At 71.3% G+C, this 17,844-nt stretch carries 12 protein-coding genes; 10 read left to right on the top strand and 2 right to left on the bottom strand.

Annotated elements, in window-relative coordinates:
• The first annotated feature begins 26 nt into the window (after window positions 1-26).
• The 5 genes from PV419_RS32115 (at window position 27) to PV419_RS32095 (ending at window position 12,771) form a co-directional block, all read left to right on the top strand.
• Complete coding sequence (locus PV419_RS32115; protein ID WP_319694950.1) at window positions 27-1,331, top strand: DUF262 domain-containing protein; 1,305 nt, start codon at window positions 27-29, stop codon at window positions 1,329-1,331.
• Complete coding sequence (locus PV419_RS32110; RefSeq protein ID WP_319694948.1) at window positions 1,328-2,524, top strand: AAA family ATPase; 1,197 nt, start codon at window positions 1,328-1,330, stop codon at window positions 2,522-2,524. Before PV419_RS32115 ends, PV419_RS32110 begins: the two co-directional genes overlap by 4 nt.
• Before the next feature lie 124 nt (window positions 2,525-2,648).
• Window positions 2,649-3,524 carry a hypothetical protein gene (locus PV419_RS32105; RefSeq protein WP_319694947.1) on the top strand — a complete coding sequence of 292 codons (876 nt, stop codon included), beginning with the start codon at window positions 2,649-2,651 and terminating at the stop codon, window positions 3,522-3,524.
• 179 nt (window positions 3,525-3,703) lie between these two features.
• Window positions 3,704-10,507 (top strand): DEAD/DEAH box helicase, encoded by a 6,804-nt coding sequence (locus PV419_RS32100; RefSeq protein ID WP_319694945.1) that lies wholly within the window; start codon window positions 3,704-3,706, stop codon window positions 10,505-10,507.
• Window positions 10,504-12,771, top strand: a complete 2,268-nt coding sequence (locus tag PV419_RS32095) for a UvrD-helicase domain-containing protein (RefSeq protein ID WP_319694943.1) — start codon at window positions 10,504-10,506, stop codon at window positions 12,769-12,771. The genes PV419_RS32100 and PV419_RS32095 overlap by 4 nt, the downstream gene beginning before the upstream one ends.
• On the opposite strand, the gene PV419_RS53440 is transcribed toward PV419_RS32095, so the two are convergent.
• Window positions 12,701-13,003 (bottom strand): Scr1 family TA system antitoxin-like transcriptional regulator, encoded by a 303-nt coding sequence (locus tag PV419_RS53440; protein WP_415925417.1) that lies wholly within the window; start codon window positions 13,001-13,003, stop codon window positions 12,701-12,703. The two genes, PV419_RS32095 and PV419_RS53440, sit on opposite strands and share 71 nt — an antisense overlap.
• The gene (locus PV419_RS32090) at window positions 13,000-13,524 is read right to left on the bottom strand and encodes a hypothetical protein (RefSeq protein WP_319694941.1); all 525 of its coding nucleotides are present in this window, start codon (window positions 13,522-13,524) and stop codon (window positions 13,000-13,002) included. Before PV419_RS32090 ends, PV419_RS53440 begins: the two co-directional genes overlap by 4 nt.
• 136 nt (window positions 13,525-13,660) lie before the next feature.
• On the opposite strand from PV419_RS32090, the gene PV419_RS32085 reads away from it, so the two are divergent.
• From PV419_RS32085 to mmuM, 5 genes are all read left to right on the top strand, one after another.
• Window positions 13,661-14,830: an ATP-binding protein gene (locus PV419_RS32085; protein WP_319694940.1), complete on the top strand. Its 1,170-nt coding sequence runs from the start codon at window positions 13,661-13,663 to the stop codon at window positions 14,828-14,830.
• Between the two features lie 103 nt (window positions 14,831-14,933).
• Window positions 14,934-15,248 carry a nucleotide pyrophosphohydrolase gene (locus PV419_RS32080; RefSeq protein ID WP_319695131.1) on the top strand — a complete coding sequence of 105 codons (315 nt, stop codon included), beginning with the start codon at window positions 14,934-14,936 and terminating at the stop codon, window positions 15,246-15,248.
• Between the two features lie 159 nt (window positions 15,249-15,407).
• Window positions 15,408-15,881: a DUF6099 family protein gene (locus PV419_RS32075; protein WP_319694938.1), complete on the top strand. Its 474-nt coding sequence runs from the start codon at window positions 15,408-15,410 to the stop codon at window positions 15,879-15,881.
• Between the two features lie 18 nt (window positions 15,882-15,899).
• Complete coding sequence (locus tag PV419_RS32070) at window positions 15,900-16,823, top strand: LLM class F420-dependent oxidoreductase (RefSeq protein ID WP_319694936.1); 924 nt, start codon at window positions 15,900-15,902, stop codon at window positions 16,821-16,823.
• Window positions 16,824-16,877: 54 nt separating this feature from the next.
• Window positions 16,878-17,804, top strand: coding sequence for a homocysteine S-methyltransferase (gene mmuM, locus PV419_RS32065; protein ID WP_319694935.1), 927 nt, complete (start codon window positions 16,878-16,880; stop codon window positions 17,802-17,804).
• Window positions 17,805-17,844: the final 40 nt, after the last annotated feature.

Here is a 17,844-nt window from a genome sequence, read left to right as displayed (position 1 = left end):
GTGATGAGCGAGGGTGACGGGGAGACATGGCGGGGCTGGAGGACAGCGGTAGCAGGCGGGCCGTCGGGCGTGAGCGGGACCGGGGCTTTCAGCGGTATCTGCCGTTGGACGAGACCGGCGAACCGGACCTGCTGTCGGGGCCCTTCTCGCCCCTGTACACCCCCGTCGAGGTGGGGGACGACGGTCGGCCGACCGGGGTGGAGCTGGAGGAGCCCGCTGACGAAGAGGGTATGGACGAGGACGGCGGCGCGGACGACCCCGGCGCGATCTCCGCGCCTTTCCGGCCCGAGAGCATCAAGATCGAGACGCAGGCGACCACGGTCGATCTGCTGCTGTCCCGGCTGAGGGAGAAGATGATCGACCTCGCGCCGGACTTCCAGCGCAGGGCCGGTATCTGGAGCGATGTCCAGCAGAGCCGCCTCATCGAGTCGCTGCTCCTGCGCATCCCGATCTCCTCGTTCCATATGGCGCAGGACGAGGAGGACAACTGGGCGGTCGTGGACGGCATCCAGCGGCTGACCGCGATCGCCCGGTTCATGGCGCCGGAGGCCGTCGGCATGCGGCCGCTGGCCCTGCGCGGACTCGACTACCTCCGCGACTTCCACGGCTGCGGCTACGAGGACCTCACCGGGCGGCTGCGGATCAGGCTGCGCGAGACACAGCTGGTGGTGCACATCATCCAGCAGGGGACGCCGGAGACCGTCAAGTTCAACGTGTTCTCGCGGATCAACACCGGCGGCATGCCACTGAAGCCGCAGGAGATCCGACACGCCATGATCAAGGGCCCGGCCAGGGGGTTCCTCGCCGATCTGGCCGAGGACCCGACGTTTCTCACCGCCACCGGCGACAGCGTGTCGAACGAGCGGATGGCGGACCGGGAGATGGTTCTGCGCTTCATGGCCTTCCGTCTGGCCTATCCGTCCCAGCATGTACAGCGGGACTTCGACCAGTTCCTCGTCGACTCCATGCACCGCATCAACCGGCTCGATGACGCCGATCGGGATTGGCTGGCGCTGGTGTTCCGCAAGGCGATGCGGTGCGCCACCGATCTCTTCGGGGACCACGCGTTCCGGAAGTGGAAGGGCGGGAAAGCGAAATCGCCCATCAACAAGGCCCTGTTCGACACGGTCGCCGTCAATCTCGCCCTCCTGGATGATCAGGGCCGTGAGGGTTTGGTAGCGTTCCGTGACAGCGTGCTCGAAGGGTTCTTCGAGCTGATGAAGGACTGGGACTTCGAACGTTCCATCTCCGTGGCGACCGGCGATCCGAAGAAGGTGCAGACCCGGTTCGCGAAGATGGGCGAGCTCTTCCGGGGGGTACTGGAGCAGTGATCGACCGGCTGGCGTTAACGAACTTCAAGGCGTTCCAACACGCCGATCTGCCATTAGGCCCGCTCACCCTGCTGACCGGTCTGAACTCCTCCGGCAAGAGCAGCGTGCTCCAGGCGCTCGCCCTGCTCCACCAGACGTACACCGCCGGAAACCTCGACCGCGCGGGCGAGTTGGCGCAGGCCCGCGCGGCGGGGCGGCCGGCACCGGCCCACGACAACGGTTTCCTCCTCAACGGCGAACTGGTCAGGCTCGGCACCGGCATGGACGCCCTCCACGAGGACTTCGCGGGCGACGAGCCGGAGATCACGCTCGCGGTGAGCGAGGGCGCGTGGCGCTACTCCTGGACCGTCCGCTACGAAGCCGAGCAGAACCTGCTGCCGCTTATCGGCGTCGGTCTGCCGCTCACCTCGGAGAGCTCGGCGGCCCGGCCCGCCGGGGAGGCGGCCGTGATTCCTCGCTACTTCACGGCCGGATTCCAGTATCTGCTCGCCGACCGCATCTCACCGGCCGAGTCCTACCCCCGCGACCACCAAGTGGCGATCGGACGCGGCTTCCTCGGCGTGCGGGGCGAGCACACCGTCAACTTCCTCCGCCACCATCACCAAGCCCGGGTCGAGGTCCCCAAGGGCCCGCTGCGGCACCCGCGCGCCGAGTCGGCCCTCCTGCTCGACCAGGCCGCCGCGTGGATGGGGGAGCTGTGCCCGGGGGTGGACATCCGGGCCGAGACCATCGAGAACACGGATTCCGTACGGCTGTCGTACGGATTCGGGGACGGGCTCACCACCTCACGGCGGCGGCGTCCGACGAACGTCGGATTCGGGCTGACGTACGTGCTGCCGATCGTCGTGGCCTGTCTGACCGCGCGGCCGGGCTCGCTCGTGCTCCTGGAGAACCCCGAGGCGCATCTGCACCCGCAGGGGCAGACCCGGATGGCGAGGCTCGCCGCCGCGTCCGCCGCACAGGGCGCGCAGCTGATCGTCGAGAGCCACAGCGACCATGTGCTCAACGGGGTGCGGCTCGCCGTCAAACAAGGTCTGCTGGCCCCGCACCAGGCGGTCCTGCACTACTTCCGGGGCGACGGCACCGGCGTCGACGTCATCAGCCCGCGCATTGACCGGGACGGCCTGCTCGACCAGTGGCCCGAAGGGTTCTTCGACGAGCTGGAGAACACGCTGGAGAAGCTCCTCGACTGACCGTCGTGCTGATCACGGCAGGTCGAAGCTCGGACACCATCGCGGAGGGGGAAATGTGCCGCTGCTGTTCCTGAACGAAAGATCCTGTGAGTCGTCGTGTGAGCCGGCGGACGCCAACCGGGCCATGACGGAGTTCGCCAAGGCGGTGCTGAAGGCGTGGCGCGCGGACCGGCCGGGCACGGTGCTGGTCGCGCGGGAACCGATCACCGGGCTCCAACTCGCGGTGGGCCACCCCATCGGGAAATGGCATGGCGATCCGAGGAACCGGGACTCCTGGGTGCTCATGCTCAAGATGCAGAACAAGTGGCCCCATCGTGTGGTCTTCCCGGACGGCGTGGACTACTACGACGTCGAGTACCGCCACCAAGGGGATGTGGCGGAAGGACTTGGCGCGGCCCATCTGATGGACGGGCTCGGCGTCTCGCTCCCGGTCGAGCCCTGCTGGCACGCCGACCGGCTGACGCTGGAGCGCGAGCAGCTGGTCGAGGGCGAGGACGGGGAGTCCGGTTCGGAGACCAGCGAGGTCCGCGTCCGCCACATGTCGGTCCGGGACCACTATGAGACGCACCGGGCCTGGATCCAGGAAGGCGTCGAAGCCGTCCTCAGAGGCGGTCTGGAGGCCGTACGGAGGGGCGCCGAGCTGTGGGAGGGGAGGGCTGAGTTCTTCCCCCATCTTCAGTTCCTGCCGCGCGTCGAGCAGGACCTGCGGGATCTCGCCGAGGTCTGGGTCCGGCCGGTGCGAGACCGTCTGGTGGAGCTGGAGGCGGCGGTGGCCGAGTGGAACCCGGACACGCAGCCCATCGCGCCGCAGTGGCGGTCCGACGTGCGCACCGAATTCGAGTCGCGCCGACGGCTGTGCTGGTTCCCCGACGGTGACACCGAGGAGCTCTTCGACTGGCACTGCGAGTTCCTGCCGAAGCCGGGCCGGATGCACTTCCGGCTTCTGCACCAGCAACGCACCCTGCGCATCGGCTACGTGGGGCGCAAGCGCGGGGTCTGAGCGATTTGTAGTGAGTATGGGACAGCGACACGCCGAGGCCACGGCGTGTCGCTGTCCGATACTCACCGCAAACTCAGGCTGCGGACGCAGCAGAGGGGGTGACGGCCCGCCCCACTACCTTTGGGGCGTGAACCCGTCACGTGCCGCGTGACGACGTACGGAAGAAGAAGGAGCCGCGCGTGCGACCGACCCTCGCCGCCGAGCAGGTACGCGACAGTCTGAGCCAGTATCTGTCGACGACCTACGCGCTGGCCGACGAGTCCACCCGGCGCGCCCTGGAGCGGTTCCTCGGCGACCCGGAGGACGGCATCTTCCGCGGCCCCTATCTGCGTATCCGCACCCCTTTCCGGTCGTCCGAGGGCGACGGCTGGCAGCGGCACCTCACCTGGTGGCCGCGCGGCTTCCGCCCGCACCGGCACCAGGAGCTGGCGTGGGAGCGACTGTCCACGCTGCACGGACCGGCCAGGCCCACCCTGGTGACCACCGGCACCGGCTCCGGAAAGACCGAGTCGTTCCTCGTGCCGCTGCTCGACCACTGCCGCCGGGAGCGCGAGGCCGGGCGGGAGGGAGTCAAGGCCGTCCTGCTCTACCCGATGAACGCCCTGGCCACCGACCAGGCCCACCGCATCAACGACTATCTGGACAACCCCCGGGACGCGCGGCTGCGTGACGCGGGCGTGCGGGCGGCGCTGTACATCGGGGACAAAGCGTCGAAGGAGTTCAAGCAGGCCAACCCGCGCGTGGCCGTCGACCGGGACGAGATCCGGCGTACCCGCCCGGACATCCTGATCACCAACTACAAGATGCTGGACCTGCTGCTCCAGCGGCCCGAGGACCAGCCGCTGTGGCAGGCCCCGGAAGGTGCCGAGGGGTCCGCGCTGGCCTTCGTCGTCCTGGACGAGTTCCACACCTACGACGGGGCCCAGGGCACGGACGTGGCGATGCTGCTGCGCAGGCTCGGTGCGGTCACCGGCCTGGCGGAGCCGGGCCGGCCGCTCGGCCCGGTCTGCCCGGTCGCGACCTCGGCCACGCTGGGGGAGGGCGGGCCCGGCGCGGCGGGCGGCACCATGCTGGACGTGGCGGAGCAGGTCTTCGGGGTGCCCTTCCCGCCGGAGGCGGTGGTGGCCGAGGACCGGCGCGGTGTGCAGGAGTTCGCGGGCACCAGCGACTTCGCGCTGCCCTTCCCGCCGCCCCATGAGGTGGCCGCTCTCGGCGACCCGACCCGGGACCGGGAAGCCCTGGACCAGCTGGCCGCGGCCTTCACCGGCAAGACCGGACTGAGCCCTGAGCAGCTCGGCCGGCAGCTGCGCCGCCACCGGTTGACCGCCGCCGTCCTGGAGATCCTCGACGGCCGCCCGCGCACCCTCGCGGAGGTCATGGAGGTGCTGCCGCGGTACGCCTACCACTGGGGCATGGCCGTCCAGCAGAATCCCGCTGTCGCGGCCCAGGCGCTCGCCCGCTACGTCGCCCTGCTGTCGACGGCCCGCGACCCGGACAACCCCGGCAGGCCGCTGCTGTCCATCGAGATCCACCACTGGGTGCGGTCGGTCTCCCGGGTGCTGCGCGGGATCAGCGCGGCGCGGGCCGAGTTCCGCTGGGACGACGAGCGGGTGGCCTCCGGCGGGAAACTGGCCCGCACCACCGGCACCGGCCCCGGGACGGGCCCGGCGGACGGCCTGCTGGGCGGTGCGGCGGACGACGCGGCGGTGGCGGTGCCCGCGGGCGACAGCGCGGCACCGCCCGCGCAGGTGTTCCTGCCCGCCGTCTTCTGCCGGGAGTGCGGCCGCTCGGGCTGGGCGGCGCTCTCGCCGGAGGTGGACCCCGCGGAGCTCGACATGAACGCCTCGAAGATCCGCCGGGCCTCCGTCGGGCGCGACAAGCGCCGGGTACGGAACATGATCGCGGCCACTCCGCAGCAGGCCCACGACGCGGCCTTCGGCGCCGAGAAGCCGCGCAGCGGTCCGACGGTGATGGTGCTCGAAGGGCTGCGCGGCCGGTTGCGCCCGCTGTCGCCCGAGTCCGATTTCGAGATCGCGCGGGGCGGCGAGGGAACCCACGTGGCCAAGCCGCTGCACGACGCCGCGTTCGTGGTGACGGACCTGGCCGACGACCGGGCGGCGCAGGGCGACCAGTGCCCCGCCTGCCGTACATTCAACGCCATCCGCTACCTCGGTACCGGCCTCGCCGCGCTCGCCGCTGCGTCCATCACGCAGCTGTTCACCGGCGGAGAGCTCGACGAGAACCTCAAGGAGGACAAGACCCTCCTGTTCAACGACTCGGTGCAGGACGCCGCCCACCGCGCCGGATACGTCGCCAGCCGTTCGTACACCTTCTCCTTCCGCTCACTGCTCGCCAGCCGCATCGACGAGGAGGAGCCGATCGCGCTGAGCGACCTGGCGGCGGACCTCATCTCGGACGTCGTCGACAGCAAGGCCGTGCAGGCCGCCGTGATCCCGCCCGATCTGCATGTCGTGCGCGGCGTCGACACCCTGCTCGCCGGCCGCGGCCACGGCTCCCGGTCCACCTGGGAACTCATCGCCCAGCGCCTCGCCTTCGCGGCGGTCCTGGAGTTCGGGCTCCGGTCCCGGCAGGGCCGCACCCTGGAGCTGACCCGCACCGTCGCCGCGGACGTCCCCGTACAGGACCCGGACGCCGTCGCCGGCATCGTCCGCGAGCTCCTGCTCACCACCCCCGGCGACATCGCCCTGCCCGACGGTTCCGTACCGGGCCCGGAGCGCTGGATCGGCCATGTCCGCGGGCTGCTGGAGCGGATGCGCGTCCGGGGCGCGATCCGGCACGCGTGGCTCGACGACTGGATCGACCAGGCAGGAGTGCGGCGCTGGCTGATCTGGGGCGGGCGCAGGACCGGCATGCCGGCCTTCCCGCCCGGTGTGTCGGCCCCGGCCTTCCTGCTGGGCGGCCCCAAGCAGGGCAGCGACGACTTCGACGTGGTGACCGGGCGCCTCGGCTGGTACCAGGACTGGACCCGGCGCAGCCTCGGGCTGAGCCCCGACGCGGCGAACGCCTTCCTGGCACGGCTGCTGCCCGCGCTCGTCGACGAGGGCGTGCTCTCGGCCCGTACCGCCAAGGACGGCGCCACCCGGGTGTACGGTCTGCAGCCCGGTCACGTCCAGGTCCGCAAGCTGGCGGACGGCAGTGTGGCCGACGCGTCGGCGCACTGCCCGGTCTGCTCCTGGGAACAGACCATCCACCCCGATCTGGCCGACCACTGGCACGGTATGCCCTGTCCGCGCTACCGCTGCGGCGGACTGCTGCGCACCGGCCAGGATCTCGAAAGCGGCGTACGGCGCCGGGACTACACCGAGGACTTCTACCGGCGGATGTACCGGGACGCCGGAGTCTTCACCATCAACACCGCCGAGCACACCGGCACCCTCAGCCGCCCCAAGCGGGAGGCCGTGGAGAAGGCGTTCCGCGCGGGCACGGCCGCCCACTACGCCAATCCGCAGGTCCTCTCCTGTACCCCGACCCTCGAACTGGGCATCGACATCGGTGACCTGTCCGCGGTGGTGCTCGCCTCGCTGCCCAAGGGACCGGCCAACTACGTACAGAGGGTGGGCCGGGCCGGCCGCGCCACGGGCAACGCCTATCTGCTCACCATGGTCGACCGGGGCCCCCGGGACCGCTATTACCTGGACGAGCCGCGGCTGATGATCGCGGGTGACATCCAGCCGCCCGGATGCTTCCTGTCCGCGATCGAAATCCTGCGCCGTCAGTACCTGGCGCACCTGCTCGACCGGGCCGGCGCGGGAGGTCTGCTCGCCCCGGACGGCGACCGCGCCCCGGTCCGCCCGCTGCCGCGCCTGGCCACCGAGTTGTTCGGCCCGTCTGGATGGGTGGCGGAGTTCCAGGACGCCGCGCTCGCCGACGGCGCTCGTCTGGTCGGCACGTTCCTCGCGCTCTTCCCCCCGTACGACGAGAAGAGGGGGACGGGCGTGAGCCCGCAGGCGGCCGAGGAACTGCGCGAGTACGCGACGCAGGGCCTTGCCGGGGCTCTGGAGCGGGCCCGTGAGCAGTGGGACGCCCGGCGCGCCGACATGGTGCGCCGTATCGGCGCCATCGACGAGGCGCACAAGGCGCTGGTGGCCGGTGACCCGGAGCATGAACGTCAGGGCCGGGAACTGCGGGCCGAACGGCGAGCCGTGGCCCGGCGCTCGGCCGAGATCAGCCGCACCACCGCGCACGCCGCCCTCGTCGATCTCGGGCTGCTGCCCAACTACAGCCTGGTCGACCCCGTCACCGAGCTGGAAGCCACCCTCCTCTGGCGGGAGGAGACCGGCGGCGGACGCCCCGAGTACCGCAGCAAGACACTCAAATACGACCGCTCGGCACGCTTCGCTCTGGAGGACTTCGCGCCCGGTAACCACTACTACGTGCAGGGCTACAAGCACCGGATCACCGGCCTCGACATCGGCAGTCCCGGCCGCCCGGCCTGGATCTGGTGGCGCGTCTGCCCCGACTGCGGGCATATCCGCACCCACCGGGCCCAGCAGGACTCCTCCGCCTGCCCCCGCTGCTGCTCGGCGGCCATCGGCGACGTCGGCTGTCTGCACAAGGTGCTGGTGCCCCACCGGGTCCTGGCCAGGGACCAGCGGGACGACGTACGGGTCCGGGACGACACGGACGAGCGCGAGCGCCGTCACTACACCGTCGTACCGGCTGTGGACATCCCCCCCGACGGCATCGAGTCGGCGTGGCGGCACAAGAAGGCCACGTTCGGCTGGGAGTTCACCCGCGCGGCCATGGTCCGGCACATCAACGTGGGAGCGACCCGCGTGGACGGCGGAGCGGACGACGCCTTCGCGGGGCGCCGGGTACGGCTCAACCCCTTCTGGGTCTGCGACTCCTGTGGATACGCCGACCCCGACGGCGGACCCGCCGCGGAGGCGCAGGACGCGTTCGTCGCGGCGCGGCCCACCAAGTACCACCGGCCCTGGTGCCCCCGGCTGCGTGAAGGGCTCGACGGGACCCGGGCCGCGCAGCAGGGCGTCAGGCTGCTGCTCGCCCATGAACTGCGCAGTGAGGCGCTGCGCATCCTCATCCCCGCCGTCACCGCCCACACCCAGGAACGGCTGGTGTCGTTCAAGGCGGTGCTGCTCGCGGGCATCGCCCAGAGCTACGGGGGCGATCCCGACCATCTGGCCGTGGTCACCGACTCGATGCCCGAGCTCGGCAGCGACGACCCGGACGTGCGCAGGCACTTCCTGGTGCTGTACGACACCCTGCCGGGCGGCACCGGCTATCTGCACCGGCTCGCGGGCCCTGACGGGCTGCACGACGTGCTGACCCGGGCCCGGCAGGTCATCGAGAGCTGCGTGTGCGTCGGCGAGAATCGGCCCGCCTGCCACCGCTGCCTGCTGCGGCACGTCGTCGACAGCGAGTACGAGCTGGTCTCCCGCGAACACGCCCTCGACATGCTCGGTGAACTGCTCGGCCGCGCGGGAGACGGCTGGGACACCAAGGAAGTTGTCACGACCGGAGACATCACCCTGGTCCGCCAGGTGGAGAGCGAGTTGGAAGGGCTGTTCCGGCGGGGGCTGCTCGCCTGGGCGGAGGGCGTCGACAAGGTCAGCGTGCGCACCGCGCTCACTCCGGACGGCGAGCGCGACATCACCCTGCGGTTCAGGGCACCCGGAGGCAAGGTCAGCGGCTGGCGGATGGAGACCCAGGTCGACCTCGGTTTCACCGTGCCCGACGTGGTCTTCCGGAGCATGGACGACGACCGGCGCGTCGCCGTCTACCTCGACGGCTACCGCTACCACGCGAGCCCGGACCACAACCGGGTCGCGGACGACGCGGCCAAGCGCACCCGGCTGCGCTCCGAACGCGGCTGGCAGGTCTTCCAGCTCACCTGGGACGACGTGCGGGCCTGGACGGGGCAGTCGAAGCCGTCCGCCGAGCCGGTGTGGGTGCCGTACCAGAACACGGCGCAGAAGACCGCGTCGGACATTCACCGGCGCATGCACGGCGGCGACCCCCGTGACCTGCCGGCCTTCATCTGGGCCAACCCGGTCGAGACCCTGATCGGCTACCTGACCGGCCCCGACCCCGAGCTGTGGCGGCGGCGGACCCAGAGCGCCCTCGCCGGGTTCGCCGCGGTGTCCGCGACCAGCAGGGCCCTCGCGGACGGTCCCGAGACCGGCGCCCGTATCGCCGAGGCACTGGCCGGGAAGCGGCTGTCCGGCGGGCGAGGGGGCGTCCAGGTCATGGCGACGAAGGACAGCAGCGGCTGCCCGCTGACCATCGCGCTCGATCTGCGCGGTGGGCAGGCCACAGCGGCGTGGACCGCCCTCACCGTCCTCGACGACAGCCCGGCGGCGGTCGGCGGGGACGAGAACGCCCACCGCAGGCGGTGGCAGGCCTGGCTGTACTGGACCAATCTCCTGCAGTTCCTCAATGAAGGCGAGGGCGACGGCGTACAGCTCGCGGCGAGCCAACTGCCCGGCTTCGACCCCGTGGAACTGGCCGTGACTGGCGGCGCCGGCTGGCTCGCGTCGCATCGGCGGGCGCACGAGCCGGAGCCCGACCGGACAGCGGCCGTGCCACAGGAGCGACAGACTGCCCAGGCAGGGGAGTCGCGCGCCGAAGCCGTACGCGACCCCGCGTGGGACGAGGTCATCGCCTACCTCGTGGAGGAGCCCGGACTGGCCGAACTCGCCGAGCGGCTGGCGGCTTGGGGAGTTCCCGCGCCCGAAGCGGGCTATGAGCTGGGAGAGGCGGCCTGGCCCGCCGAACTGGCCTGGCCCGGCCACCGCATCGGAGTCGTCCTGGCCCATCAACGAGGCGCCGACGGCATTCCGGACTCCGACGCGGAGGACCGCGACCAGGCATATGCGGAGGCGGGCTGGGCCGTCCGGGCCGCCACCGAGTGGGACGCCCGGGAACTCGCGGACGCACTGACACAGCCCGCGGGAGCAGGCCGCGGGCCGGACCACCACGACGACGAGGAGCACGACCGATGACCAGCACCGGTGCCCCAGCCAAGGGCGCGACGCTGCGTCTGCTGGACAAGGCGGACAAGGAGATCGTCAGGCTGGACCGGGCGATCGTCGGGGCGGTCTACAAGTTCCAGCACGAGTTCCGCAAGAACCCCGAGGCGGGCGGCTTCGACCTCAAGCGGCTCAAGGGCCACGAGCGGCTGTGGTCCGCGCGCGTCAACCGCGAGTACCGGGCCCTGCTGCTCCGGCTCGCCGGCAACGACTGGCTCCTGGTCTCGGTCAAGCACCGCGGGCACGTCCACCGGAACCTGGACCGTCTGGCCTATGGCATCAACCAGGTCACCGGCGCTATCGAATACGTGGACCTCCAGGTCGTCGAGGAGGACGTGCTGCACCGGGCGTCCTCTGCGCCTCCGGCCGCGCCGGAGCCGGATGCCCGGCCGGAGGAGGACAAGCCGCTGTTCGCGGAGTACAGCGCGCGGCAGCTGGCCGACCTCGGCGTGGCCGAGCCGCTGATCCCCATCGCACTCAAACTGACCACGGACGACGAGCTTCTCGGCCTCGCGGAGTACGCGCCGCGGCACACGGGCGAAGTGCTGCTCAGACTCCGCGACGGCGTCCCGTACCAGCAGGTCAAGGAGGAAGTCACCGAACCCGTCGCGATCGAGCCCGAAGCGGAGTTCGACGCCGGGGACTGGCAGGCGGCCGTCGACCGCTCACAGGCCGTGGTGATCACCGACGACGAGTCGATCCAGAGCGTCCTGGAGGAGGGCGACTTCGGCCGGTGGAAGGTCTTTCTCCACCCCACCCAGGAGAAGCTGGTGCACCGTACCTGCTCGGGCCCCGCCCGGGTCGGCGGTGGTCCCGGCACCGGAAAGACGATCGTCGCTCTGCACCGGGTCAAGCATCTCGTCGACCAGCTGCCTCCGGGGCACAACAAACCGATCCTGCTCACCACCTTCAACAAGAACCTCGCCGCCGACCTGCGCACCCGCCTGATCTCGCTCGGCGGCCCCGAGACACTGGACCGTGTCGACATCATGCACGTCGACCAGTTGGCGACGCGTGTGGTCAGCGAGTCCGATCCCGGAAACACCAAGCGGAGGATCGACGACGCCCAGGCCCTGCGCGAGTGGCGGCAGCTCCTCCTGGAGGCGGGCGAGAGCCGCTGGGACGCCGAATTCCTGAGCGACGAGTGGAACCAGGTCATCCTGGGACAGGCGGTCGCCTCCCGCGCCGACTACTTCAAGGCCCGGCGAGCGGGCCGGGGCCGCAGCGTCTCCCGTGCCGACCGGGCCGAGATCTGGCAGTTCGCCGAGCGCTTCACCCAGCGACTCGACGTCGGCAAGCTGGAGACCCACCGTCAGGTCGCCGAGCGGGCGGCCCAGCTGGAGATCGCCCGCAAGGCCAAGATCGAGGAACGCCGACGGCAGGAGGAGGAGCGCGGCGGTCCGGGCAACATCCACGTGGAGTCCGGGACCGGCGCGTGGCTGCGCTACCGCTACCGGCACATCGTCGTCGACGAGGCTCAGGACCTCAGCGCCGCACACTGGAAGATGCTGCGCGCCATGGTGCCGCAGCAGCCGAACGACATGTTCCTCGTCGGTGACACACACCAAAGGATCTACGACAACCAGGTCACCCTGGGCAGTCTGGGTGTCAACATCCGCGGCCGGTCGGCCAAGCTGACCCTCAGCTACCGCACGACGCGGGAAATCCTGGGATCCGCGATCGGGGTCCTGGAGGGGACCGCCTACGACGACCTCGACGGCAGCACCGAAGACCTGGCCGGGTACCGGTCGGTGCTGCACGGCCTGCATCCGGCGTTGCGAGGCGCCGAGAGCTGGGACCAAGAGCTCGACCTTGTGGTGGAGCAGGTGCGGGCGTGGCATGACATCCCACGGGAGTCCGTCGCGATCTGTGTCCCTACGAACGAGATGGTGGACGATGTCGTCTTCCGGCTCGGTCGGCGGGGCATTGTGTCCACCAAGATCACTCCGGATGGCCCGGGGCGCGACGAGGGAGTGCACGTAGGCACCATGTACCGCTTCAAAGGGCTTGAGTACCGCCGCATGATCATCGCTGGCGTCTCCGAGGGGCAGGTGCCCCGGTCCTCAGTGGACGCCTGGCAGCGTACCGACCCGGCCCGGCACAAGCGCGAGCTTCAGCGGGCGCGTTCTTTGCTGTTCGTCGCGGCGACCAGGGCGCGCGACGCTCTCAGTATCTCCTGGAATGGGGAACCCAGCCGGTTCCTCCACCCTCTGGGGGCTCGCCGTACGCGGGGCTGATCCGCCAGGTGGCCGGGGAGTCGTGAGCCGGGCCACTCGTCCGGCTCACGCCTCCCCGGATAAGCCTCCGCAGCAGTTCCAGAGTCCGCTCCGGGCTCTCGGCAGCCACCGTCAGCCGATTCAGGAACGCGCGGCACCGGTCGACTTCGGTGGGCTGCTCCACGTAGAGCGCGCCGTCCAACAGCCGCGGATAGACGATGTCGGACTTCTGGTCGCCGTCGTCGCGGGTCATTCCTCGTGCAGGGCGTCCCGCGCCGCGTCGACGAAGTCGGTGAGGGCGCTCCAGAAGGGCCTGTAGGAGGCCTCGAAGCGGCGTACGGCCTCGGGGTGGTCGGAGCGCATGTCCCGCAGGGCCCGGTGGAACGGGCCGGTCGCCTTCTGCAGCGCGTTCGCCGCCGTGGCCGCGGCGGGCGGCCCTTCCAGCTCGACCACGCGTACGCGCCGGCGCAGCTTCCCGTACGCGTCGAGCTCCCGCTCGACCAGTTCCTCGAGGGCGGCGGGCCGGCGCTCGGCATGGGCGGTGCGCTGGGCGGCCGATATCTCCCAGTACACCTCGACCGTCTGGTGGGCGTGTTCGATCAGGTCGAGGTACGCCGTGCGCCTGCTCTCGCGCCGGCGCTCCGAATGCTGGGCCCGTGCCGCGGTGTCCGCCTGTATCCGGGCGGCCCGGGTGTTGCCCCGGCTGGTGACCCAGCTGGCCAGGACGGCGGTGCCGCCGGTGAGGGCGGCGATCCAGAACGTGCTGTCGGCCATGGTCCGATGCTCCCGGGTTCGTCATGTCGTTCGTCATGTCAGATGGGCGGTCACTATCGCCCGATCGTAGGAAGATTAGGAAGATACGGAAGGCGGAACGGTTCGGCGGTGCGGCGCGGGAGATACGTTCCGGGGCATGAGCGCATCCGGACTACGGCCGATCGTCACGGAGTTGAGGCTGTCGGCCTTCAAGACGCACCGCCGCGCGGCCTTTCCCCTGGGGCCGCTGACCTTGATCGCCGGGCCGAGTGGAAGCGGTAAGTCCGGCGTGTTGGAGGCGTACGCGGCGCTCGCGCGCCTGGCGGGCGGCCAGCGGCTGGAGGAGGTCTTCCACGATCCCGCCGGATACATCCCGCGGCGCGCCCGGCCGGACGGGCAGGGGCGGCGCGGCTTCCGGATCGGCTGCACGGTGGACGGCCCGGTCGGGCCGGTGCGGCTGGATGTGGCCGTGCAGGCGGAGCCCGAGCTGCGGATCGTGGGCGAGCGGATGACGGGCGCGGGGGAGACCCTGCTGGAGACGGCGCTGCGTGATCCGGGGCGGCGCCGGGTGCAGGCCGCCTGGCATACGGCGGGGGCGGTCGCGGTCACCCGGGCCCCGCTGCCCGACGACCGGCTGGCGACCGCGCTGCTGCCGCTGCGGGTGGCGGGCAAGACCGAGGGGCAGCGGCTCGCGCTGGCCGCGGCCGAGCAGGTCGTCGTCGCCCTGCGGTCCGTCTTCGTCTGCGATCCGCGGCCGGAGCGGATGCGGGCGCCGGCGCCGCCGCGGGACGGGCGGCTGCGCGGCGGCTGCGAGAACCTGGCCGCGGTGCTGCGGCGCACCAGCCGGGAGTGCGGCACCCGGCATGCGGCGCTGGTCGCGGCGGTGCGGGCGGGGTGCGCCGGGCCGGTGGAGGACCTGTTCACGGAGGGGCCGGCGGGCGGGGTGGTACGGGCCCTGCTGGCGCAGGGGGAGCTGGGGGCGATGCCCGTCGAGCGGCTGGGGGACGGGGAGCTGCGCTATATCGCGCTCGCGCTGGTGCTGCTCACCGGGCCGGGGGTGCTGGAGATGGACCCGGCGGCGGATGTGCTCTCGGCGCGGCAGGCGCTGACGGTGCTGGCCGACGGGTTCGACCGGTGTCTGGACCGGCGGCAGGCGCGGGCGCTGCTGAGGGTCGCGGCGCGGATGTGCGCACGGGGGCACATCCGGCTGGTGGGGACAGTAGCGGAGGCGCCGGTGGCGGATCCGCCGGGTGCGGAGGAGGCCACTGGGACGACAGTGGTACACCTGGGGTGTGAGCGAGGCACGAGAGTACCGACACCCCGATGAATCACCCCGGGACCGGGCCGCCGATCAGCCCGTCGACCGGTCTGCCGATCAGCCCGATGAGCGGGCCGGGGGGCAGGCCGGGGAGCGGTGCGGGGACCGGGACGTGCGGGCGCTGCAGCGCCGGCTGGCCGCGTTCGCCGCGGCGCGCGACTGGCAGCCGTACCACACGCCCAAAAACCTGGCCACGGCGCTGAGCGTCGAGGCGTCGGAGCTGGTGGAGATCTTCCAGTGGCTGACGCCCGAGGAGTCGGCGCGGGTGATGGAGGAGGCGGGGAGCGCGGCCCGGGTCGAGGACGAGGTCGCCGACGTGTTGGCGTATCTGCTCCAGTTCTGCGAGGTGTTGGGGATCGACGCGCTGGCGGCTCTCGCGGCCAAGATCGACCGCAATGAGGTCCGTTTTCCGGCCACCAGACGTTAGGGATCTTCGTTTCGTCACTCTCTGTAGTGATGAAGTTATCCACAACGCAACTCTTGTCAACAGATTCCTGAATTCCCCTAGCTTTTCTGCTCGTTAGTCATCACTCTGGGTAGTGGAGGAGTGACGGGTGAGGGAAGTCCGTTGAGAGGGGATCAGGGCATGGACGCGATGCGGCTGATCGGTGTCACTCGGCACGCCCTGGCGCAGGCCGGGACCGTGCATGACATCGTGGCCGAGGCATGGCAGATACAGGCGCTCGCGGAGGCGATCGGCGGCCACTTCGTGATGAGTGGCCCGGTGGCGGCGCGTGCGGAGGCGCGCGGCCTGTGCGAGGCGGGGAGCAGGGCGCGCGGCGCCCTGTTCCGCCCAGCGCTGCACCACCCCGCCTTGCACAGCGGGGGCTTACGGGCCGCCCAGCTGTCCGAGGTGCGGGATCCGAGGGAGGTGCTGCTGGCCCTCGGTGATCTGCTCGCGGAGGCGGGCTTCGCGCTGGTCGGCGTCGCCTCCAATACGGATGAGGAGGCGCTGTACTGGCAGTGCGTCGAGGCGATCGACGCGGCGGACGAGGCGAGGGACCGGGTGCACGGGATGCTCAGGCACCTCACGGTGCTGGAGTGGGGCGGCGCGGCATGACAGTGCAGGATGGGATCCATGGATCTGCGAATCTTCACCGAGCCCCAGCAGGGGGCGAGCTACGACACCCTGCTCGCTGTCGCCAAGGCCACCGAGGACCTCGGCTTCGACGCGTTCTTCCGCTCCGACCATTATTTGAAGATGGGAGACGTCGACGGGCTGCCCGGCCCCACCGACGCGTGGATCACCCTGGCCGGGATCGCCCGCGAGACCCGGCGGATCCGGCTCGGCACCCTGATGACGGCCGCGACCTTCCGGCTGCCCGGCGTGCTCGCGATACAGGTCGCGCAGGTGGACCAGATGTCCGGTGGCCGCGTGGAGCTGGGCCTGGGCGCGGGCTGGTACGAGGAGGAGCACCGGGCGTACGGCATCCCCTTCCCGGCGGAGAAGTTCGCCAGGCTGGAGGAGCAACTGGCCATCGTCACCGGTCTGTGGCGCACGCCGGTCGGCGAGACCTTCGGATACGAGGGGACGCACTACCAGCTCACCGACTCGCCCGCGCTCCCCAAGCCCGCGCAAGGCCGGTTGCCCGTGCTGATCGGCGGCCACGGCAAGACCCGCACCCCCCGCCTCGCGGCGCAGTACGCGGATGAGTTCAACATGCCCTTCGCCTCGGCGGAGGACAGCGAGCGGCAGTTCGAGCGGGTGCGGGCGGCGGCCGAGGCTGCGGGCCGCAAGGGCGACGACCTGGTGTACTCCAACGCGCTGGTGGTCTGCGTGGGCAAGGACGACGCCGAGGTCGCCCGGCGGGCCGACACCATCGGACGCAAGGTGGACGAGCTGAAGGAGAACGGCATGGCGGGCTCGCCGGCCGAGGTCGTCGACAAGATCGGCCAGTATGCGCAGGCCGGCTCGTCCCGCATCTATCTCCAGATTCTGGACCTCGACGACCTCGATCACCTGGAGCTGATTTCCTCCCAGGTCCAGGCCCAGCTGGGCTGAACCGCCCGCAGCACCACCGCACTACCGCACCACCCTGAGCAAGGAGCATCCGTGATGTCTGCCCGCCGTACGCCACTGGCCGCTGCCCTGGAGCGGGGGCCGCTCGTCCTCGACGGCGGGCTGTCCAATCAGCTGGAGGCGCAGGGCTGCGATCTCTCCGACGAGCTGTGGTCGGCCCGGCTGCTGGCCGACGACCCGCGGCAGATCGAGGAGGCCCACGCGGCGTATGCGCGGGCGGGCGCACGGGTGCTGATCACCAGCAGCTACCAGGCGACCTACGAGGGCTTCGCCCGCCGGGGCGTGACCGGGCAGGAGGCCACGGCGCTGCTGGAGCGCAGCGTGGAGCTGGCGCGCCGGGCGGCCGAGGGCGCGGGTGACAGCGCCGGCCGGCCGGTGTGGGTGGCCGCTTCCGTCGGTCCGTACGGGGCGATGCTGGCGGACGGCAGCGAGTACCGGGGGCGCTATGGGCTGAGCATCGGCGAGCTGGAGCGGTTCCACCGGCCGCGGGTCGAGGCGCTGGCCGCGGCCGGGCCCGATGTGCTCGCGCTGGAGACGGTGCCGGACGCCGACGAGGCCGAGGCGCTGCTGCGGGCGGTCGAGGGCTGCGGGGTGCCGGTGTGGCTGTCGTACAGCATCGCGGGAGAGCACACCCGGGCCGGGCAGCCGCTGCGCGAGGCGTTCGCCCTGGCGGCGGGGAACGACCAGGTGCTGGCCGTCGGCGTCAACTGCTGTGAGCCGGGCGACGCCGACCGGGCGGTGGAGATCGCCGCCGGGACCACGGGCAAGCCGGTGGTCGTCTATCCGAACAGCGGCGAGGAGTGGGACGCCAAGGCCCGCGGCTGGCGCGGCCGGGCGACGTTCGACCCGGCGCGGGTGAAGGCGTGGCGCGACGCGGGCGCGCGGCTCATCGGCGGCTGCTGCCGGGTGGGGCCGGACCGGATCGCGGAGCTGGCGGCCGTGATGACCGACGAGGGAAAGTGAGGAGGGGAAGTGACCAGCAGAAGTGGGGAGTGGAAGTGAG

The sequence above is a fragment of the Streptomyces sp. ME19-01-6 genome, assembly GCF_033793745.1.
Lineage (GTDB): Bacteria > Actinomycetota > Actinomycetes > Streptomycetales > Streptomycetaceae > Streptomyces.
Note: the sequence above shows the minus strand (reverse complement) of the source record. Positions and strands in the feature narration are given on the sequence as shown.

Excerpts from the sequence above, each read along its gene's own strand:
- PV419_RS32095 (WP_319694943.1), top strand. The coding sequence starts at position 10,504 with ATGACCAGCACCGGTGCCCCAGCCAAGGGCGCGACGCTGCGTCTGCTG.
- PV419_RS53440 (WP_415925417.1), bottom strand. The coding sequence starts at position 13,003 with ATGACCCGCGACGACGGCGACCAGAAGTCCGACATCGTCTATCCGCGG.
- PV419_RS32090 (WP_319694941.1), bottom strand. The coding sequence starts at position 13,524 with ATGGCCGACAGCACGTTCTGGATCGCCGCCCTCACCGGCGGCACCGCC.
- PV419_RS32115 (WP_319694950.1), top strand. The coding sequence starts at position 27 with ATGGCGGGGCTGGAGGACAGCGGTAGCAGGCGGGCCGTCGGGCGTGAG.
- mmuM (WP_319694935.1), top strand. The coding sequence starts at position 16,878 with ATGTCTGCCCGCCGTACGCCACTGGCCGCTGCCCTGGAGCGGGGGCCG.
- PV419_RS32070 (WP_319694936.1), top strand. The coding sequence starts at position 15,900 with ATGGATCTGCGAATCTTCACCGAGCCCCAGCAGGGGGCGAGCTACGAC.
- PV419_RS32075 (WP_319694938.1), top strand. The coding sequence starts at position 15,408 with ATGGACGCGATGCGGCTGATCGGTGTCACTCGGCACGCCCTGGCGCAG.
- PV419_RS32085 (WP_319694940.1), top strand. The coding sequence starts at position 13,661 with ATGAGCGCATCCGGACTACGGCCGATCGTCACGGAGTTGAGGCTGTCG.
- PV419_RS32105 (WP_319694947.1), top strand. The coding sequence starts at position 2,649 with ATGACGGAGTTCGCCAAGGCGGTGCTGAAGGCGTGGCGCGCGGACCGG.